General features: G+C 35.9%; 15 protein-coding genes and 2 pseudogenes. 10 read left to right on the top strand and 7 right to left on the bottom strand.

Annotated features, from left to right (window positions below; translation table 11 throughout):
• Window positions 1–375 precede the first annotated feature (375 nt).
• The 3 genes and pseudogenes from A5N88_RS23770 (at window position 376) to A5N88_RS23760 (ending at window position 3,627) form a co-directional block, all read left to right on the top strand.
• On the top strand, window positions 376–891 hold the full coding sequence (locus tag A5N88_RS23770; RefSeq protein ID WP_066271493.1) for a hypothetical protein: 516 nt from the start codon (window positions 376–378) through the stop codon (window positions 889–891).
• A 536-nt stretch (window positions 892–1,427) separates the two neighbouring features.
• Window positions 1,428–2,712: pseudogene (locus A5N88_RS23765) on the top strand (IS110 family RNA-guided transposase).
• A gap of 489 nt (window positions 2,713–3,201) precedes the next feature.
• Window positions 3,202–3,627, top strand: a complete 426-nt coding sequence (locus tag A5N88_RS23760) for a MaoC family dehydratase (protein ID WP_066271491.1) — start codon at window positions 3,202–3,204, stop codon at window positions 3,625–3,627.
• A 463-nt stretch (window positions 3,628–4,090) separates the two neighbouring features.
• On the opposite strand, the gene A5N88_RS23755 is transcribed toward A5N88_RS23760, so the two are convergent.
• Window positions 4,091–5,191, bottom strand: a complete 1,101-nt coding sequence (locus A5N88_RS23755; protein WP_066271490.1) for a molybdopterin-dependent oxidoreductase — start codon at window positions 5,189–5,191, stop codon at window positions 4,091–4,093.
• A gap of 438 nt (window positions 5,192–5,629) precedes the next feature.
• Between A5N88_RS23755 and A5N88_RS26470 the strand changes: the two are divergent.
• Window positions 5,630–5,846 (top strand): annotated as a pseudogene (locus A5N88_RS26470) (cyclase).
• A gap of 184 nt (window positions 5,847–6,030) precedes the next feature.
• Here the strand turns inward: A5N88_RS26470 and A5N88_RS23745 are convergent.
• Both A5N88_RS23745 and A5N88_RS23740 read right to left on the bottom strand, forming a co-directional pair.
• Window positions 6,031–6,756 carry a YoaK family protein gene (locus tag A5N88_RS23745; RefSeq protein ID WP_198160385.1) on the bottom strand — a complete coding sequence of 242 codons (726 nt, stop codon included), beginning with the start codon at window positions 6,754–6,756 and terminating at the stop codon, window positions 6,031–6,033.
• Between the two features lie 170 nt (window positions 6,757–6,926).
• A complete protein-coding gene (locus A5N88_RS23740) occupies window positions 6,927–8,054 on the bottom strand; it encodes a hypothetical protein (RefSeq protein WP_066271488.1) in 1,128 nt (375 codons plus the stop codon).
• Window positions 8,055–9,026: 972 nt separating this feature from the next.
• On the opposite strand from A5N88_RS23740, the gene yjeM reads away from it, so the two are divergent.
• On the top strand, window positions 9,027–10,550 hold the full coding sequence (yjeM, locus tag A5N88_RS23735; RefSeq protein WP_083953373.1) for a glutamate/gamma-aminobutyrate family transporter YjeM: 1,524 nt from the start codon (window positions 9,027–9,029) through the stop codon (window positions 10,548–10,550).
• A 216-nt stretch (window positions 10,551–10,766) separates the two neighbouring features.
• Here yjeM and A5N88_RS23730 read toward each other — a convergent pair whose 3' ends face one another.
• The 4 genes from A5N88_RS23730 to A5N88_RS23720 all read right to left on the bottom strand — a co-directional run bounded on the left by A5N88_RS23730 (window position 10,767) and on the right by A5N88_RS23720 (window position 13,427).
• Window positions 10,767–11,162 (bottom strand): site-specific integrase, encoded by a 396-nt coding sequence (locus A5N88_RS23730; protein ID WP_066271486.1) that lies wholly within the window; start codon window positions 11,160–11,162, stop codon window positions 10,767–10,769.
• Window positions 11,140–11,304 carry a site-specific integrase gene (locus A5N88_RS25385; RefSeq protein ID WP_157090836.1) on the bottom strand — a complete coding sequence of 55 codons (165 nt, stop codon included), beginning with the start codon at window positions 11,302–11,304 and terminating at the stop codon, window positions 11,140–11,142. Before A5N88_RS25385 ends, A5N88_RS23730 begins: the two co-directional genes overlap by 23 nt.
• A gap of 865 nt (window positions 11,305–12,169) precedes the next feature.
• Entirely contained in the window at window positions 12,170–12,577 is a 408-nt protein-coding gene (locus tag A5N88_RS23725; protein WP_066271484.1) for an anti-sigma regulatory factor, read from the bottom strand.
• A gap of 151 nt (window positions 12,578–12,728) precedes the next feature.
• Window positions 12,729–13,427 (bottom strand): Na-translocating system protein MpsC family protein, encoded by a 699-nt coding sequence (locus A5N88_RS23720; protein ID WP_066271482.1) that lies wholly within the window; start codon window positions 13,425–13,427, stop codon window positions 12,729–12,731.
• A gap of 307 nt (window positions 13,428–13,734) precedes the next feature.
• Between A5N88_RS23720 and A5N88_RS23715 the strand changes: the two genes are divergently transcribed.
• From A5N88_RS23715 to A5N88_RS23705, 5 genes are all read left to right on the top strand, one after another.
• Window positions 13,735–14,421, top strand: coding sequence for a Na-translocating system protein MpsC family protein (locus A5N88_RS23715; RefSeq protein ID WP_066271536.1), 687 nt, complete (start codon window positions 13,735–13,737; stop codon window positions 14,419–14,421).
• A gap of 129 nt (window positions 14,422–14,550) precedes the next feature.
• The gene (locus A5N88_RS25380) at window positions 14,551–14,718 is read left to right on the top strand and encodes a hypothetical protein (RefSeq protein ID WP_157090835.1); all 168 of its coding nucleotides are present in this window, start codon (window positions 14,551–14,553) and stop codon (window positions 14,716–14,718) included.
• A 951-nt stretch (window positions 14,719–15,669) separates the two neighbouring features.
• Complete coding sequence (locus A5N88_RS23710; RefSeq protein WP_157090834.1) at window positions 15,670–16,056, top strand: hypothetical protein; 387 nt, start codon at window positions 15,670–15,672, stop codon at window positions 16,054–16,056.
• Window positions 16,057–16,427: 371 nt separating this feature from the next.
• Window positions 16,428–16,601 (top strand): hypothetical protein, encoded by a 174-nt coding sequence (locus A5N88_RS25375; protein WP_157090833.1) that lies wholly within the window; start codon window positions 16,428–16,430, stop codon window positions 16,599–16,601.
• A 499-nt stretch (window positions 16,602–17,100) separates the two neighbouring features.
• Window positions 17,101–18,138: a LacI family DNA-binding transcriptional regulator gene (locus A5N88_RS23705; protein WP_232317662.1), complete on the top strand. Its 1,038-nt coding sequence runs from the start codon at window positions 17,101–17,103 to the stop codon at window positions 18,136–18,138.
• Window positions 18,139–18,308: the final 170 nt, after the last annotated feature.

Genomic DNA, 18,308 nt, shown 5'->3' with positions numbered 1-18,308 from the left:
CTGACATCCACCTCATGGAAAGGTTGGACGAAGGAATTTGAGAGCGAAGACTCTGTGAGGCATGGGAGGGTTGACCTCCATGAGTAAATGTGGACATCCACCAGTGCGGTTATATTTTTACTCATCCACCATTTTCTGTAATGGATTGGTTAATGGGTTATAGCCCTTTTTTCTCACTCTGTCCAAAAATATCCTTTCAAGTGAAGATCCTCCAGATATAAAGGCATTTACCGTTTGGTAAACAACTATGAAATTCTAAGAAAACATGAGTAAATCGGCGTTTTCGCTTCTTTTATTGAGGGAGGATAGTTGAAGAACAAAAGGTGATATATTTAGAATATGTAATAATTATTTTGTTTATAAAAGGAGTCAAGTATGAGAGAAGAGATTATATCTCACATAGGTAAATTAATGGATTTAAAATTACAGTATGCTGGAAGGGCATCCAATCTTTTTTGGTTAGGGTTTGGGGATATGATTTTAGTAAACAGGAGAGGAAGAACAGAAGAAACGGCAGAGTATGCGTTACATATTCAATGTTCGTGGAGAATTACATCGGATAATAAGATTGTTGTTGCCTCAAGGGATTTCTACTCTCCTAGATCTGACTGGAAAGGTAACGAAGGTGATTTTGAATGGGATATAGAAGGTGAAAATAGATTCGATGAACGCATTAAAACCTTCTTAAAAGCCAAAGGAAACCTAATTGTACAGCAAGTTGAACCTGATATGTTTGGTGGGTTCAAGCTCATTTTATCTAATGGGTATATGCTAGAAATATTTCCAGATAGTTCAGAAGAAGATGAACAAAGTGAACACTGGAGATTTTTTAACCGAAAAGGTAATGTCCCTCATCTTGTTGTTTCTGGTAAGGGAATTGATTGGGTTTGAATTTAAATATTATATTGTTAAAAATGTACATAAACAAACGGGCACTAGAGTTCAACAACAATTCAAGGTAAGGTAGTGTGATTTATTTGGTAGCGTATAGGATTTTTATATATTCAATAATATTAGGAGTAGGGCTTTTTGTAACTACTGTTATCTTACCAGGTACATTGCACTTTAGTTTAACCGCATCAAAGTGGTTGTTTTTTATAATTTCAGCTGTAATCTTAATATTCTCTAAAGAAAAATGGTGGAGTAAGCTTATTTCTTTAATTCTTGCCGTGGTAATTGATATTTTATTTGTTATTTTACTTAATCCAAAATAAAGCTTGTTTTTCCCATTTACTTATTAAACTATCGGGTGCAAGAGCTAAACACATCTGGCTGTCATTGTGGGCAGCTTTTTTTATGTCACTATCGTGGCAGTTTAGCATTCCTGTAGATCGTTAAATATCAGGTTTGAAAAAAATAGAGCCCCTCAGTAAGATACGAGTATAGAGACCAATCTAAACTCATTGTCTTAAGGAGGAAGCCCTACTATGAATTTTAAAATGCAAGACAAACAAAATCAACTAATTGAAAGAATTTCCGATACACACCTTATTGTTGGTGTGGATATCGCTCAACAACTACACGTTGCTCGAGCTGTTAACTTCCGTGGAATTGTAGTTGGAGATCCTCTTTCATTTGAAAATAATGAAGAGGGGTTCGTAAAACTATTAAGTTGGATTCAAAACTTACAAAAACTAAAAAAATTAGATTCAACAATAGTTGGTATGGAGCCTACAGGTCATTACTGGATTAATCTATCCAAATGGTTATATAACCAAAACATTGAGGTAGTAACAGTCAATCCCCACTTAGTAAAAAGGAATAAAGAGAATCGTGATAATACTCAATCGAAGAGTGATAAAAAAGATGCCCTCGTAATTGCGGATATGGTGAAAAACGGCTATTATTCCTTTGTTCGTCAAACATCAGAATCATTTGAGAAACTTAGAGTTCTAATTTCTAGCCGTGATGTAATTGTTAAACGTCTCGTGATGGGTATTAATCAAGTAAATCGATGGGTGGATATAGTCTTTCCAGAACTCAGACAAGTATTTAAAGATGTATCCTGCAAAGGGGCCATCGCAACCCTTCGTTTATTTCCTACACCAGATGAAATATCTTCACTAGAAACACTAGATGTCATGAGGGGTTGGAAGTCTTTAATGAAACGACAACCAGGACCCAAGAAGGCACAATTACTAATCAATCTAGCGAAATCCTCTATTGGGACCGGACAAGCTCTTGATGCTTATAAATTCCATTTAGAACAATTATTAGAGGAATATGACCTCGCTGTAAAACAACTCGAAAGAGTTGAACAACAAGTTAAAGAAGTTCTCTATACAATACAATACAATACCATTTGCAAAAAAATTACTTATGATTAAGGGAATAAGTGAAATTTCATTAGCCGGGATATTAGGTGAATCAGGCGATCTAAGTGGTTTCTCTCACGGGAACTCTCTATTACGTCATGCGGGATTACATTTAGCTGAAGCAAGTTCAGGCAAATGGAAAGGTCAGATTGTTATTTCAAAGCGTGGAAGGTCCAGACTACGACGATTCCTCTACTTAGCAACTATGAGCCTTGTGATGAATAACCCTGAATTTAAAGCCCTCCATTCCCATAATGTGAAGGGAAAGAAGTTAAAGAAAATGAAATCAATCATGAAATTGATTGGTAAACTAGCAAGGATTTTTGTAGGAATAGCTAGAAGAAACGAGTCTTACTGTCCCAATAAAATCCAAGCCGTAATCCCTTTAGCAGCCTAAGAAAAAACGTATTTTAAATAGTTTCTTTAATATTGAATGTTGTCTTATTCGTAGGATTTCAAATATGTACGGAGTACCAGGTTTATTCAACAAAAGGGCACAGTGACCCATCAGGTTAGCATAACTGGCCTCCACCCCTTGGATAGGCATGACGAAGGAATGAGAGGGCAATTGACCCGTTGAGACATGGGAGGGAAAGCCTCCAGGGGCGGCGTGGAGATGTGCATTATATGGTAAAATATGGAGTGGTAGCTGACTCCTTTATTTAACTATGCCTTCACGAAACCAAAATGATCTGAACTCATATCAATTTCACGTAAATCCACATACAAGGGTTTTGAAATCCTGCGAATAAGTGAGCATTCGAGAGATATTCGTATTAAGCTGAGGGAGTTGAACAAGAAGACTTTAATATTTTTCCACTTGTTGAGTTGATGCTAAAATAAAAATGGACAACAACGACTACAACATCAAAATAGAGGTGTAAGAATGAAGTTAGATGAGTTTACAATTGGACAGGTGTTTCAAACTAAATCATTAAAATTAACAAAAGAAGATATTATGAGGTTTGCAGGTGAATTTGACCCTCAATATATGCATTTGGATGAGGAAAAAGCAAAGCAGGGAAGGTTTGATGGAATTATTGCTTCTGGTATACATACGTTAGCCATTTCTTTTAAGCTTTGGGTTGAAGAAGGTTTCTACGGTGAGGATGTCATTGCAGGAACACGGATGAATAATATTAAATTTATTAAGCCTGTGTATCCTGAAGATGAATTGCATATCATTGTTGAAGTTATTGATAAGAAAGCAACTAAAGATGAAACAGGTATCCTTACTGTATCTTTATCTACCTTTAATGATAGAGACGAAAAAGTTTTTGAGGGCGACTTGTCCGTATTGATAAAGAGATGAAGGTAATTGAAAAACATAAGATTCTTGTTGAACTAATGGGTGCTTTAGTTTAAGATGTTTTAATTTTTGGTGCTTTTCACTAGTTCATAAAACGAATTAAAAAAAGCTTGTTAAACTGTTTTCAGTTAACAAGCTTTTTTGTTGTTATTAATTAATCCAAAGCCAAACCTATCAATTATTACTTAGTAAACCAAGATAAAGGCTTTTTATATCTAGCCTTAATGGGCTTAATGTATATTTAACGAATTACGGTGTGTTTTTAATGTTATTTGATACGCTGTTTAGCGCACTTTTTCAAGTTTTGTACTACAAAACAGAACCCGTTTTGTTTTGAATTCTCTTTTGTCATTCTTGAATCCTATCTCACTGACTTAACATGATGACTCTTCTTAACTGTCAGTGAATTAGGGACCAACCCATAAATAAGAAAAATCTAATCCTATAGATCATGCATTATACTTGATCAAAACGTTGCCTCAGCCGGATAGCCTCGTTGTTCCCAGTAACCTTGAATACGAGTGGATGCAAATTCGACACGATTTACCCATTTGATGGATTTATACCCATACATTCTGGGTACCACTAATCGAAGCGGAAAACCTTGTTCGACACGAAGCGGCTGTCTGTCCATCTTATAAGCAAGAAGAACATCCGCTTCCATAGCCTCTTTTAGGGACAAGCTTTCTGTATAAACACCGTCTGCAGAATAGAAGGTGATGAATGAAGCTTCTGAATTGGGTTTTACCAAAGAAACAAGCTCACGGATGTGAATTCCTTCCCATTCCACATCCGCTACCGTCCACCCTGTTACACATTGAAAATTTTTGGTTTGTTTTGTGACAGGGAATGACTTCAATTGTTCAATGGTGATGGATGTTGGAGTAGTCACCAATCCATCGACCTTCAACCGGTACTTGTCGAGCGTGACTTTCGGATAGTTGTCCGTCACGGTAAAGTACTCTGGAAACTCGTGTACATCTGTTTTCGAAGGTGTTGAAAACTTTTCGCGCAAAGTGAAAAGCTTTGAAAACGGAGTCATCGCAATCACTCCGACCACCAATCCTGCAACACCCCAACGCAGAAATTGTCTACGTTCTGGGTCCATTTTTTTCGTCACCAAAGTCGAGGGATACTTTGTCCCGGTTGCTTTTAATAAACCGTGCAAGATAAACCAAAATCCTAAGATATAGGACAAATTCCCGTGCCAAGCGAAGGCTGCCTCTCTTATGCTTGCGGGAAACCAATTAATTTGCCATAAAGAAAGTCCAGTTAATACGATTGCCATACCGAAAAAAATGGGCATAAACCAATCTATATTTCGAATGCGCTTCCCGTTTGGCAGTTTTTTAAAGAATGGAGAAAATAAAGATAGAAAGAATACGATACCAAGGAAAATATGCACATCATAGAAGAATGACAGATACCGTATTAACCTCACATGCAAAAATGGGATATATAGAAAAAGTCCTGTTAAGATGAGACACATGAAAGATACAATCGAGTAATTGTGAATCCAGATATAATATTTTGGCCATTTCCCATGTGGAAACCATTTTCTTTTCATCTTTCGCCACCGCGCTCTCTTAAAATTTTGTTCAACCATAGCATGAATATTTACGGTTAATTAAATAAATATTCAAAAAATAATTAATGACCTCTGTGTTTTGGTAGTAATCTATTAAAGCTGTTGAGGAAATCGTAAGGTGGTGAATTTAACTTTAAGCTCGGACCGTTTTTTAAACCTGCAGTTTTAGTTTCTTTTATAGCAAAAAATTTTAATATAACTCTATCTTAAAGGATTAAATAATACTTATTATTAGATGATGTTTATATTATCTTATTTCATTGTAGTTAATGGGTGCAAGAACTAAGGACCAGCTATCATTATTGGTAGCTTTTTTTGCGTTAGCACGAACACGTCAGGGAGTAGAGGAAGGTATATGTCTTTTAAAGCTAGACTATGTATTATTACATTTAAAACTCTAAGGTAGGGAGATTCGAAATGGATAAAAGATTTCAGTTTGACTTTGAAATCGATTTTACGAACGGAGGTGGAATTCAAGGACAGGAATTTCGCTTTGATATTGATGGAGATGACAGAGTTAGCTAAGTACATTGTAGAGGATTTGAGGTTATTAATGGTTGGTGAAGTAAGGATTCTCAAAAAGAAAATCATTAATGACAAACATAAACGAAAACCTGTTGATAAGAAATATTAAGCAAAAATCAGTTAAAAACTTCAGTTTAAGCCGCTAAATCAGGAAAGTGCTAAGTGGGAGGTGTAAAACTGGTTGGAAAGTTAATCAATGAATTTTTCCCATAGAAAAAAATGAATAGAACCAACTGAAGAAATAAGCTGGTTCTTTTTATGGACATTTTAAATTGTAGAATCATTAGATATCGTTAAATACCTATCGAATTCTCTGATTTCACTTTATTTTTTTGTTGATTTTGAAGTTGAAAAAAAAATGAGGTTAAAGCGACGATCAAAACAATAGCAGCAGGCAGCCATACTGCGTTTAGATGCCACCTTAATTCCACAGCTCCACATATGGCAGCACCCACACAATAAATGATGATGTCAAAAATCCAAATGAAAATGGAGCTTGATGGAACAGAGGGAGTTATTGCGTCTCTTTTTATATTCCAGATCAATGATTCAATCAATCCTGTTGTGGTGCTGGTAATAACCGTTGTGGGCACACCATTTACTCCAATTCTTCTGGCTGTCACTCCTTGTACGCCCATTGCAAAAGAAAGAAGAAGGATTAATACCAATCCATCAGACGCATTAAAGCATGTAGATAGAATACCGAATAAAACCAAAGCAAACAGTTCAAGGCACAAGGTAATGGTTACGATGGGATTCAAGCCCGTTATATGCCTTTTTTTCTTTACAATGAAGGCTCCAGCGGCAACACCCAAGATAAAACCAGAAAGAGCCACTATATAACCGATGGGCTTTAATCCATCTGCATGGATGATCGACAAACCCAGAAAAACCGTATTACCAGTCATGGCAGCTGTTAATACTTGTCCAAGTGCCAGAAAGCTGATAGCATCTGCACACCCAGAGGTCATTGTAAGTAAAATAACCATAAAATTTTCCACTTTTTTAAATAAATTCATCATCATACCCCTTTAATATTTAACAATCTCCTTTTAAAAAACTGATAGAGTTCAGCAGGAACTTTCCCATTCAATTAAATATGCATTTGTTAGTGATTGTAATAGCGAGATGCAGGCAGGCCGGAAGGTTAGAGCGATACCTTAATGAGATGTTTTTTACCACATGTATACTAATTGTAGGATACAGGGGGATATACTAATAAGCGCTTAGAAAGGGCTCTTCTAAATATACTTTGATAATCCATACTTTCTATTTCGATTCTGTATTGTATACAGATTCGGTTAAACAGTTCACTCAAAATGTCTTTAACCAAGTTTTGAATGATATTTTCATCCGATTTCTTGGCGTTATTTAGAACAAAACTTTTAGTCTTCTCATCGTATATACCCATTTTGATCGTATTGAATTTTTCCCCTTCCACAAAATCCTGACTAAAAAAGATTCCATACAGTTGTTTATCAAATCGAACGATAAGGCCTTCACTTCTTAAGTCTCGAGGATCTTTTTGGGCAATATACTCCGAGTGAACAGCAAATTGTTTGTAATCAACGATTTTCAATCTCTTAAGAAAATCAGTCGGTTTCATATATCCTTGTGTCATATAATCGTGTTTATTTTCGAGATAAAGCTGCTTAATTGCTGTTAATTCATTCTCTACTTTTCCTTGTTTTAAAATTCCCTTCCATAATCCTGTAATCCAATCCATTCCTTTGCATTTCACCCAATGCTCAAGGGGGGCGGTGTAAATAGAAGCATCATGAAGAGCTGATTTCTTTTTAAATGCAAGAGGATGAAGTGTATAGAGGAAAAAGCCAAGTTCTTCCTCCAAAACCCATCCTGTTTGCAATAGTAAATTTTTTATTTCTTCTCCGTTTTGAGCTTCCCACTCTTTGTAATAATTATCATCAGATTCAAAATAATCTAAGGAATAAATAATTAGCTCATTCTTTGATTGAAGAAGTTTTAGAACTTCAGTGAGCTTTTCCATTCTGAAATTTCGATTCTCCATATACACATGATTCAAAAAGTAAATATAACCATTTTTATGTTTAAGGAGATCCGGGTTCTGATCCAAATAAAACCAGAGATCCTTACAGAGTTCTGAAATGGACTCCAATTCAAAATACGAGTCTCGAGAGGTTAATAAATCATTTAATAGTAAAGGAATATTCAAGCGATATCCTGCCAATATTCCTATTTCATGTTCCTGATCCTTAATGGAATACCAGTATGATTCTATAAAATTGGCACCATTTACAAGTAAATCTGAATGATTTCTGTGCCGTAAAAGTTTCATGATAAATCTCCTTACATATATATTCTTTTTAATTGTAGCAAATCATGCAAGAAATAACTAAAGGGAAGAGTTGATTATCTAAGTTAATTAAAAATTTATCAGTACGGCAATTTAAAAATTGGAGATTGAGGTAACACCTATGAAATATTTTTAAAAAATTGACTAACCTAAACAGTGTTCCAAATTTTCAATAGATTTAATGAATGGAGATCCTACCATTAGGAGAGGCAGACAAGCCTGTTTTTAGAAAGTCTTTTAGTATTTGGTTACAATGTATATAACTATAACATATTTATCTTTAACATATATAACGTAATATACTATGACATATAGGTATAAAATTCTTCTTAGAAAATGCCTCTTTAGTTGGCCGGATTTTTTGCACCTGTTTTTTTAGGAGGGATGAAAGATGATTAAATATAGAAACTTTTCAATATACACTGTTTGACCAGGACATTCTAAGGAAGAAATCATCTCCAACTATGTGGATTAGAACCTTCTTTTTTCAAATCCCACCCTTATTCATCTTTTCATAAATAGGTGAGTGATGAACAGATTTAAATAGTTTTTTAAAAAAGCAATATCTATCAATTAGGTCTTTGTATTTTTTAGAATAGTTCAAAAAATTAATTATAATGAAATGAAACAATTTTTCTTGTATAATAAAAATCTAGGAATGAAAGCGGATACAATGTTATTCTAATTAAGCGGCAGAGGAGTTGCATATTAAATTAAAATTATTTATACACCCCATTCTATAATGATTTATACGTTCAAAATAGTAATATAGGTGATTGTTGGTTCATTAAAGGATTCGATAAAAACTCCAACAAGCATTGTTGTATAACTTGAAAACATTTTTTACATCTATAATATTTTCCTATTTACTAATCCCTAAGCATTTTAAGATAAGATAGGAAAAAACATTCCGTTTGGAAGATAGAAAATAACTAAAATGAAGGGGGAAAATGTGTGTCAAACACAAACACAACCAAGAAGTTGACCATAGTATCCTTAGTATTAATGATTTTTACTTCTGTCTATGGATTCAACAACATTCCAAGATCATTTTATAAGATGGGTTATGCGGCTATTCCTTGGTTTATAATATCAGCCATTGCCTTCTTTGTTCCTTTTGCATTAATGGTAGCTGAATTTGGTTCCTCCTTTAAAGAGGAAAAGGGTGGCATCTATTCATGGATGGAAAAATCCATCGGCCCCAAATTTGCCTTTATAGGAACGTTCATGTGGTATTTCTCTTATATCACTTGGATGGTTAATGTCGCATCTGGTATGTGGGTTCCGGTGTCAAATGCGATCTTTGGAAAAGATACAACCCAAAGCTGGACTTTATTTAATCTTCATGGACCTCAAGTTCTGGGGATTTTTGGAATAGTATGGATTCTCATCGTAACCTATACATCAACAAAGGGTCTGGATAAGATTAAGAAAGTGACATCTTTAGGAGGAACTGCGGTTCTATTATTGAATGTATTTCTTTGGGTTGGTGCCATTGCCGTACTAATAGGGAATCATGGACATTTGGCTCAGCCGATTACAGGGGTCCATTCATTCACGCAAACACCTAATCCTAAATATGCGGGGGATATTATTGCTTCGTTAGCCTTTGTTGTCTATGCCCTCTTTGCTTATGGCGGACTTGAAGCAGTAGGCGGTTTAGTAGATGTGACGGAAAATCCGGAAAAAACTTTTCCGAAAGGAATTCTTTTATCTGCAGCCATCATCGCTGTCGGTTATTCATTAGGTATACTGTTAATTGGTATATTTACGAACTGGACTTCTGTAATGGGTATTCCGAATGTTAACCTAGGTAACGCAAGTTATATCGTAATGGCTAATTTAGGCTACTCACTAGGAACCGCATTTGGAGCAAGCCATGCTGCCGCTGCAGCTTTGGGCTCTGGTGTTGCAAGATTTATTGGATTGTCAATGTTCCTGGCATTGTCCGGTGCATTTTTTACCTTGATGTATTCACCGTTAAAGCAGATGATTGAAGGAACGCCTAAGAGATTATGGCCTGGAAAAATCGGTGAAACAAAAAATGGGCTGCCTGTTAACGCTATGTGGATTCAAGCTGTTATTGTTTGTATCATGATTGCGTTAATTGCTTTTGGTGGAAGCACAATGGCCACGTTTTTTAACATCCTCGTATCGATGACAAATGTGGCTATGACGTTACCGTATGTATTTATAGCACTAGCATTCCCATATTTTAAGAAAAAAATAGAAATCAATAAACCGTTTATCGTTTATAAAACGCAAACTAGCGCAAACATATGGACATTCATTGTTGTTGTGACCGTTGGACTTGCAAATCTTTTTAGTATCATCCAGCCAGCTATAGAAGGGGATATGCAAACAACCATTTGGAGTGTGGCAGGACCTATTATTTTTTCCATTGTTGCATGGTTAATGTATAGCAGATACGAAAAAGGAAATGAAGTTAAAGCGCATAAACAAAAGAAAATCAGTTAGGCTTATAATTTAAGACATCCGTTCTAATGAGTATGATTATAAAATTACAAAAGGAGAAGGGAATCATTTGACGATGAGTTCTCTCCTCCTCTTTTTTTATGGATATTCTTAGAAAGCAATATAAATTGCGCGTGAAATAGAAGATAGTTTTCTTGTAGTTCGATTCTCAAACACCCTAATATTTGTAAAAAGACAAACAGGAATTTTATATCCCCTTTATAAATGCTTTAAGATACTGCTTGCATTATTTTTATATCGCAAGCCCGCCTGCACATAACGGTCCACCATTTCCCTCGTTTTATGCCCGGTTTGTTTCATGATCGCAATCTCGGTCATCCCCATCATGGCTGCACTTGTAGAGAGTCCACTTCTTAAACTGTATGCTGCGAAATCGTTTTCATTCATTCCAAGAGCTCCAACATATTTTTTTAAGAAGAGAGAAATTGACTTAACTCCGAGTCTTTCCTTTACATTGCCATGCCTGTCAATGGATCGGAAGAGGGCACCAGAAGTAATATTTGTTGCTTCTATCCATGCCTTTACCGGACAATATTCATTATAGGTATAGATAATACCCTTCACTAAATCATCATTCTTGGGTTTTGGTTTCACGGATTTTGACATCCATCCCAAAACTATTGACCTCTAAATCTTCTATATTAATGGCTACCAGCTCCGATCGCCTGCTAGCTAAGGCAACTCCCAATAAAAGAATAGCCTTATCTCTTATTCCGATAAGGTAATGGGTATCCATTGTACAATCAGCTCAGGAAGGACCTGAAGCATCAATGTCGTCTTCGATTTTTGCTGCGAACCGATTTCCCTCTTGATTCCATCCATTAATGACTGCACAACCTAAACAGTGTTTCAAATTTTTAATAGAATAAAGGGAGATCCTGCAATTAGGGGAGGAAGAGACAAGCCTGTTTTTTAGAAAGTCTTTTAGTACTTTATTGCAATGTATATAACTATAACATATTCATCTTTAACATATATAACATTATATACTATGACATATAAGGGAACTCTCCTTTAGTAGGCCCGATTCCTTGCACCTGTTTTTTAGGTGGAATGAAAGATAAAAAGGATGTATAAAAGAAGAACTTAAAAACCATTAATTATGGTTATTTGCTTAATTTGTATATTAAATCCTTTTGACTTTTAAAAAGGTTCATCGCATTAAAGGAGGTTTATTTTTAAGAAAATTTCGCGCCCCATCCAATCGGATTGCGCTGTATATTACAATGTCAAAATACTTCAGAACGAAAATTGATGAGACAATCGAAATCTCTCTCTTTATAGTTTATTATGGTCGTACCTTAGGGGAGTGCTGCTTTTTGCATTATTTAACACATGACCCACATTTTGTGGCGAATCACCATCAACGGATTGAATTTTACAAAAAGCAGACAAAGAAGGAAATTTTTAGTTAGGGAGGCTTAGCGGGAAGTCGGAAAGGGTATAGATTTAATTATGAGAATAAGAGATGGATAAGGATGGATGATCATTAAATCGTTAAATGAGGAAGAGTAAATAAAGCTGATTGGTAAAGCAATTAAGAAGATTTCTTCGTCATTCACCACTGATAAAAAACTCAGCATTCTCAACCACATTGTTTTTTATTTTATTGCCTGCCATTTTATAGCCGTAATTCTTGTTCCCTCGCGAGGGGAAGATTCGATATAAAACTCGTCCATCATCTTCTTTACGCCGGGTATGCCTGCGCCAAGTCCTCCAATGGTGGAGTAGCCTGGTACCAGTGCTTTTTGAATATCTGGTATTCCCGGTCCGGTGTCTGAAGCGATGATTTTTAGTCCTATTTTCCATGGTTCTTCAAGCGGTTCGAATTGAATGTGGCCGTTTCCTGCATACCGGTAGATGTTGCGAGCCAGTTCTGATACAGCGGTAATGATTCTTGCTTTATCGAGAGATTGGAATTGCAGCGTTTGAGCAAGCTCTCTTCCCATTTTGCGGGCGATGATGATGTCTTCTTCAGTTTGAATAGGGATCAGTGCCAAAGTATTCATGATTTCCCTCCCTATCAAAAACAATCGTTTTTGATGGTTAATTTCGTGTGCTTCATAAACCCGTAGATGGCTGCTGTCACTTGTACAAAAAAGCCAAAAGAAGGGCGAGACCCCTTCTTTTGGCTTATGTCTAGTTCTATTGCCTAGTTCATTACTGCCAATCAGTATTTGGCTTTAGTATCAATAAAATGACACTTTTATCTTTTTCAAAATTCCATGCAACAAAAGAATTTTCAACTTCTGCATGCAAACAGGTTTCAATTTGGTCTTTATGCTTTTGAAGAAGCCTCTTCTCAAGATTTCTTTTGGATAGACGAAGCGCTTCATGGAATCCTAAATGAATTAACTCTTTTTCAACGGCGATCAAAATCTTATCCCTAGTGATTACCAGGGTTCTTGAATTCAATAGTTGGGAAAAAATGCTTCGGGGCGCTTTTTCTGCCTCTCTGCTCAGCTCATAGATCTCATGATCAACTCCAGCCTGTCCGGGATACTCAGAGCCATTTTTCTCGTTTAAGTCAGCGGCTATTCCTAAAAGCATGCCCGAATGGCTGTCTAAATTCCAGTCATAATAAAAATCGCTGATTTCCATATCTATATTCAATTTGATATAAGTCTTTATTTCTTCTGTAATAGTAGGCATCATCATGTCCCGAATTTTCTGAACGTGCTTTCCCTGCTCTGTAGAGAGGAGCTTATTTTCGATTGGTGACATGAAATCCCTAATGTATACAGCGATATACGGATGGGAAATGGTCGCAAACACCGAGCCGGGTCCTTTTCCGTAATGCTCTCTTAGTAATCTTCCGATAAAGCTACCTAGTTCTTTTTCTTTTCGCTTCAATTCCATTCTCGTCATCCTTTGAAAATTCAGGCTTCATATCCCAAATCCGTCCGTGCTCGAATGTCATTTGGCGAAACACCAGATGCTTTTAGTATAACGGAAAGGAGAAGATATGACTATGCCTTATACTTCTCTATTCCAGGAAAGAATTCCTTTATCTTCTAAAAAATTTTTCTGATTCCGCCGTTTTTTGGCGAAAAAAAGAGGGTAAAATCTATTATCCTAATCTATGTATTTCACATGGAAAATGGTAAGATGAAAAAAAGGAGAGAGGATACAATGCTTCTTTCTAAAAGAAATGGTGGCAATTCAAATGGATGTTAAAGCACAGCAGACCAAGCTGGCGAATAACTTCGGGAAGCTGCTTCGGGATAAATTTGGCAAAGGACCGGAAGCCATTTATGTTTCCATCTCACAGCCGTATGTTCTTGTGTACGTGAACGGATTTGTTTCTGCCATGGAGCAGGTACTGCTGGACCAGGGCCAGGATTTAACCGTAAAGACAACCCGGGAGCATTTAATGATCTCGCTGGATCCAGAAATGCGCGGGCAGATAAAGGCCATTACCGATATGGAAGTTCAGCATATATACTATGACTGGAATCTGGAAAATAGAACTGGGGTCTTTATAGCCATCAGTTCCAATAGGGACGATAAACAGGAAGCCTCTTACAATGGTATGGATGAGGTACACAAAGAAATTATCCAAATCAGTGAGAGGGCAGAAAAGAGCCCTGATGCAGTCCATTCCAATATGTTAAATCCACGTTCTCTTGTTGTATTCCGCAGCGGCATCCTAGTTCCGATTGAAAAGCAGCTCGTTTCTCTCGGATTTGATGAAACTTTGCGGGTAGCAAAAAGACAGCTGGAAGGTGATATGCTGAAAAAAAGCACACTATTTTCCAAGGTCTTGAATGCCGCCGTGCTGGATGTTTTCGTTGACTGGAATTTTGAACTTGATAACAGTGTCATTTCCTTTATATTAAAACCAAATGAATAATAGGCAGTAATGAACTGGACAAATTGTGCCGGACATAAGCCGAAAAGAGCAGGGGGTTCCCTGTTCTTTTCGGCTTTTTCTTTTTAAAGAGAAAACCGATCGCCATCTTATGTTGAAAGGGCTGGGAACATGAATCAAGACATCGAACTCACAATGTTTATAAACGAACTCCATCGCCTTCAGGAAGAATTGAAAAAAGTACGTAGTGAAAGCCTAAAAAAAGAGCTTCAGAAAGATATTCGTCTCTTTATGGAGGTAATTGAAGAAGTGAAAATCCGGATGCAGGAAACAACATAAAAAAACTCCCTCAGTATACTTGAGGGGGGGTTCCCATCTTAGTGGATAGTTTTTAAATGCTAGCTATCAGTTTCCCAATGGTAGTAACGATTACCTCATCATTGCCATAATAAAGATGATACTCCATATGTTTGCTTGCTTCGGAGAATTTCTGTATCTTAGGCAGCACATGTATGGTTTTAAGGGGCAATCTTCTCATTTTTATAAATCTCATTGACGGCTTGATTAACCGAATTTCTTAGACGCGAAATTATAGCATATTTCAGTGTGTCCATAAAGGAGTATCGGCTTCATTTAGCGTTTTAGCATAAGTCGTGTTTGTGATAGCAAACAAAATGGGAATGAAAAGTGGCAATACAATTTTTTTATCATACCACCTCGCTGCAGTTTCCTTGTATTGGCTGGGATTTATTCTTTTCTTTATTTGATTTCTATTTAATCTGGCTTGTTTTTATAGGAGTCGTAATTACTTGGATGGGATGACCTTATAGAAAAATCGTTCTCCTAATAACGGATTTATCAGAAGAAGAGGTAGAAACATAGGCAATTACTAATGTTAAGGCAATCAAGAACAAAACAAAGAGTATGATGGGACTGAATATGCGATTCCTGGTGTTTGTATGAAGAAAAACAAATATGGATTTATCTACACTATGTAAAGCAATGATCACCTGGCCACTTAGTATGGAGGATATAATGGAACTTTTCTTACATCTCTTTTGTAAAAGATATAATGAAGGGAAGAGGTGAAAATGGATACAGTTCAATTAATAGAAACTATCATTTTTTTCATTTTGTATACAGGGGGATTGATTTATTTTTTAGGCATAAACCGTGTGGCAGGAAAGCAAGTATTTCCTTTTAAAAAAACGAATCAAGTATTTAAGAATATGCTATCTTACATCAAGAGATAAAAAGATAAAAATCAGCTTTTACTTGGTAGGAATATTGTTGAGCATAATATGTTTTGTAATTGTGATGCAAAAAGGTGAGTTCTCCAACACATCAATTGTAATTATTCCTGTCATCGGATTATCCTATTATTCAAATCAATTCATTATAGGTGAGAACGGTATTATTTATCGGGATAAATTTTGGAGATGGGCAAACATAAAATCTGTTGAGTTCCACCTTATAGATAAATTTCATAAATACTCAGACCGAATCGAAATGGGGGAGGATTGCTATACCTTTTATTTAATTAATCAAAAGGGAAATAAGAGCTTCCGGCCTGTTATCTTGACAGAAGAAGAACGAAATATGATCATTTCGATTTTGAAAACTCACTCCATTCCTATGATAGAAAGGCAAGTACCGAAATATGGATATTTTACATAGCAAAGCAGGGTCCTCCGTAAAAGGATTCCTGTTTTGCTATGCAATTAAAACATTCCTTTCTTTCAAATAAAATTAAATCCAAAACGATTTTATCAATGGCTAAACATAAGATAAACCAACCCTGTCTATTTAATTAAATTTTACAGTAAATACCATTTAAATCTAATAACACAACCAAATAGAATCCTTATATAATATAGTTATAATGGTTGTCCCTGTAATGCTTTAAAAGCTCGCACAAGCAACAGAAGAATCTAAAAAGAGATGATTGTAAATTTTGGTGAGATTAGGGTATAATAGTTAAACGAGATTCTAATTAGAATGATATATATTTAAAAATCATTATTTTTAAAAGATGAGGGAAAAAAGGCGTGAATCAACATATATTTAAAGAACTATCCTCTAAAATGAACCAAATAAAATGGAAGCATACACAGGAAAAGATAAAGGTTTTAATTGATAAGGATTATATTCAGTCAGAGCGCGAACTATTTCCTTATCGACTGAGCAAAGAGGAAATTAATCATATTCGAAACGGAAAATAATAATGTAGAAAAAGAAGACTCAAGATGAATTGGGTCTTCTTTTTTCTTTCTTAGTAAGAATCACTTTTGACTTCTGCAGCGAAATATTTAAACAGGAAACAAAAGGATTTCTTATCAAGTTACAAATTATCAGAAAAAACCAAGTGACAAACTAATAATATATAGTCGAGTAAAAAAAGCATTCAGTAACATTCATGGATTTACGGTAGAAGCCAGGTCAAAGTTTTTCTATCTAGAAAGGGTGAATTGTTTTTATTAAGATGAAGTTTGATAAAGAAATTTATCGGCAGATTGATGAAGCACGCACGTTGTTCTCTTATTTTGCTAACATAGATGGCTAAGGCTACTAGATAATGTACGATGAATCAATTGGAACAGGAGTTAATGAAAAATTTAAAAACTATATTCACCGAAGTATTTTAAAAATTGTGTTGACTGGTTAAATATCAGGGTGTATTATGGTTTCAAGAAAACGATTTCTTGAGTAGGGGGGCTGATGGTGACTGCTACCATTGAACATGTTGCCAAACTTGCAGGGGTTTCAAAAGCAACCGTTTCCCGTGTAATAAATGGAGTGTCGACTGTATCAGAGGAAAACAGAAATAAAGTAAAAAAAGCGATGAAGGAATTAAATTTCGTTCCCAATTTAACAGCAAGGAATTTGAGGAATCAACGGACTGGCAATATCGCTGTTGTTGTACCTGAGGTTGGAAACGCATTCTTCAGCCGGTTAGTACAGTCAATGGCCATTGAAGCGGAAAAGCAAGGGTACCAACTTCTAATTTGCCAATCAAGATATAAGCACGAACAAGAAGTGAATTACTTGAATTTCCTTAAAACCAAGCAGGTCGATGGAATCATCCTGGCAGCTGTTCGGAATGAGTGGGAAGTGATTGAAACATATCTTGCTTCCGGGCCGATTGTTTTATGTAATGAAACAGTCCAAAACGCAACGGTTCCTGTTATATCACCCAACCAGGAATATGGTGGATACATAGCTGCTAAGCATTTGCTGGAACAGGGACATACGAAAATTGCCTATTGCATGGGCGGCGATGACAGTAAAACCGGCCTGCTGCGTAAAAAAGGATTTTTAAAGGCTATTCAAGAATTTGATCTCATTTTTGATGAAAAGTACTATTTTAATAGTGAAACACCGCAAACAGGGTCGGGTTTTGAGGATGGCAGAGTTCTTTTTTATCAAATACGTAATATGACTGAGCCTCCTACTGCCATATTTACCGGCAGTGATGAAGTAGCTGTGGGAATCATTACGGAAGCTAAGAAATTCGGCTGGAACGTACCGAATGATCTGGCTGTTATTGGTTTCGATAACCAGCCGCTTGCCAGCATTATTGAACCGAGCCTGACAACTGTTGACCAGCCGATTGATTTAATTGCACAAAAGGCAATTAAAGTATTGATTGAAAAAATTAATGAGGGAACGACGTTAAAATACGAAAACTATGAATTTCCCTTAGAGTTGATCATTCGAGAATCCACAATAAAAACGAGAATACCGACTGTTTTCTCATAGAATTAAAAATGATAGTAGATTTTAAATGACATTTTAGATTTTAAAAGACTACTATTATTTTTGGAAACACAAGAAATCGATTTCTCGAAAAGTTGTTTCACTCATGCTGAGATCAATTAAATGTGGTTTTTAATACATCTTTAATAAAGGAGAGACCGTGGTGGAGCAGG

The organism is Heyndrickxia acidicola, assembly GCF_001636425.1.
Classification (GTDB): Bacteria; Bacillota; Bacilli; order Bacillales; family Bacillaceae_C; genus Bacillus_AE; species Bacillus_AE acidicola.
The sequence above is the reverse complement of the archived record's forward strand: the minus strand, read 5'-3'. Positions and strand labels throughout refer to the sequence as shown.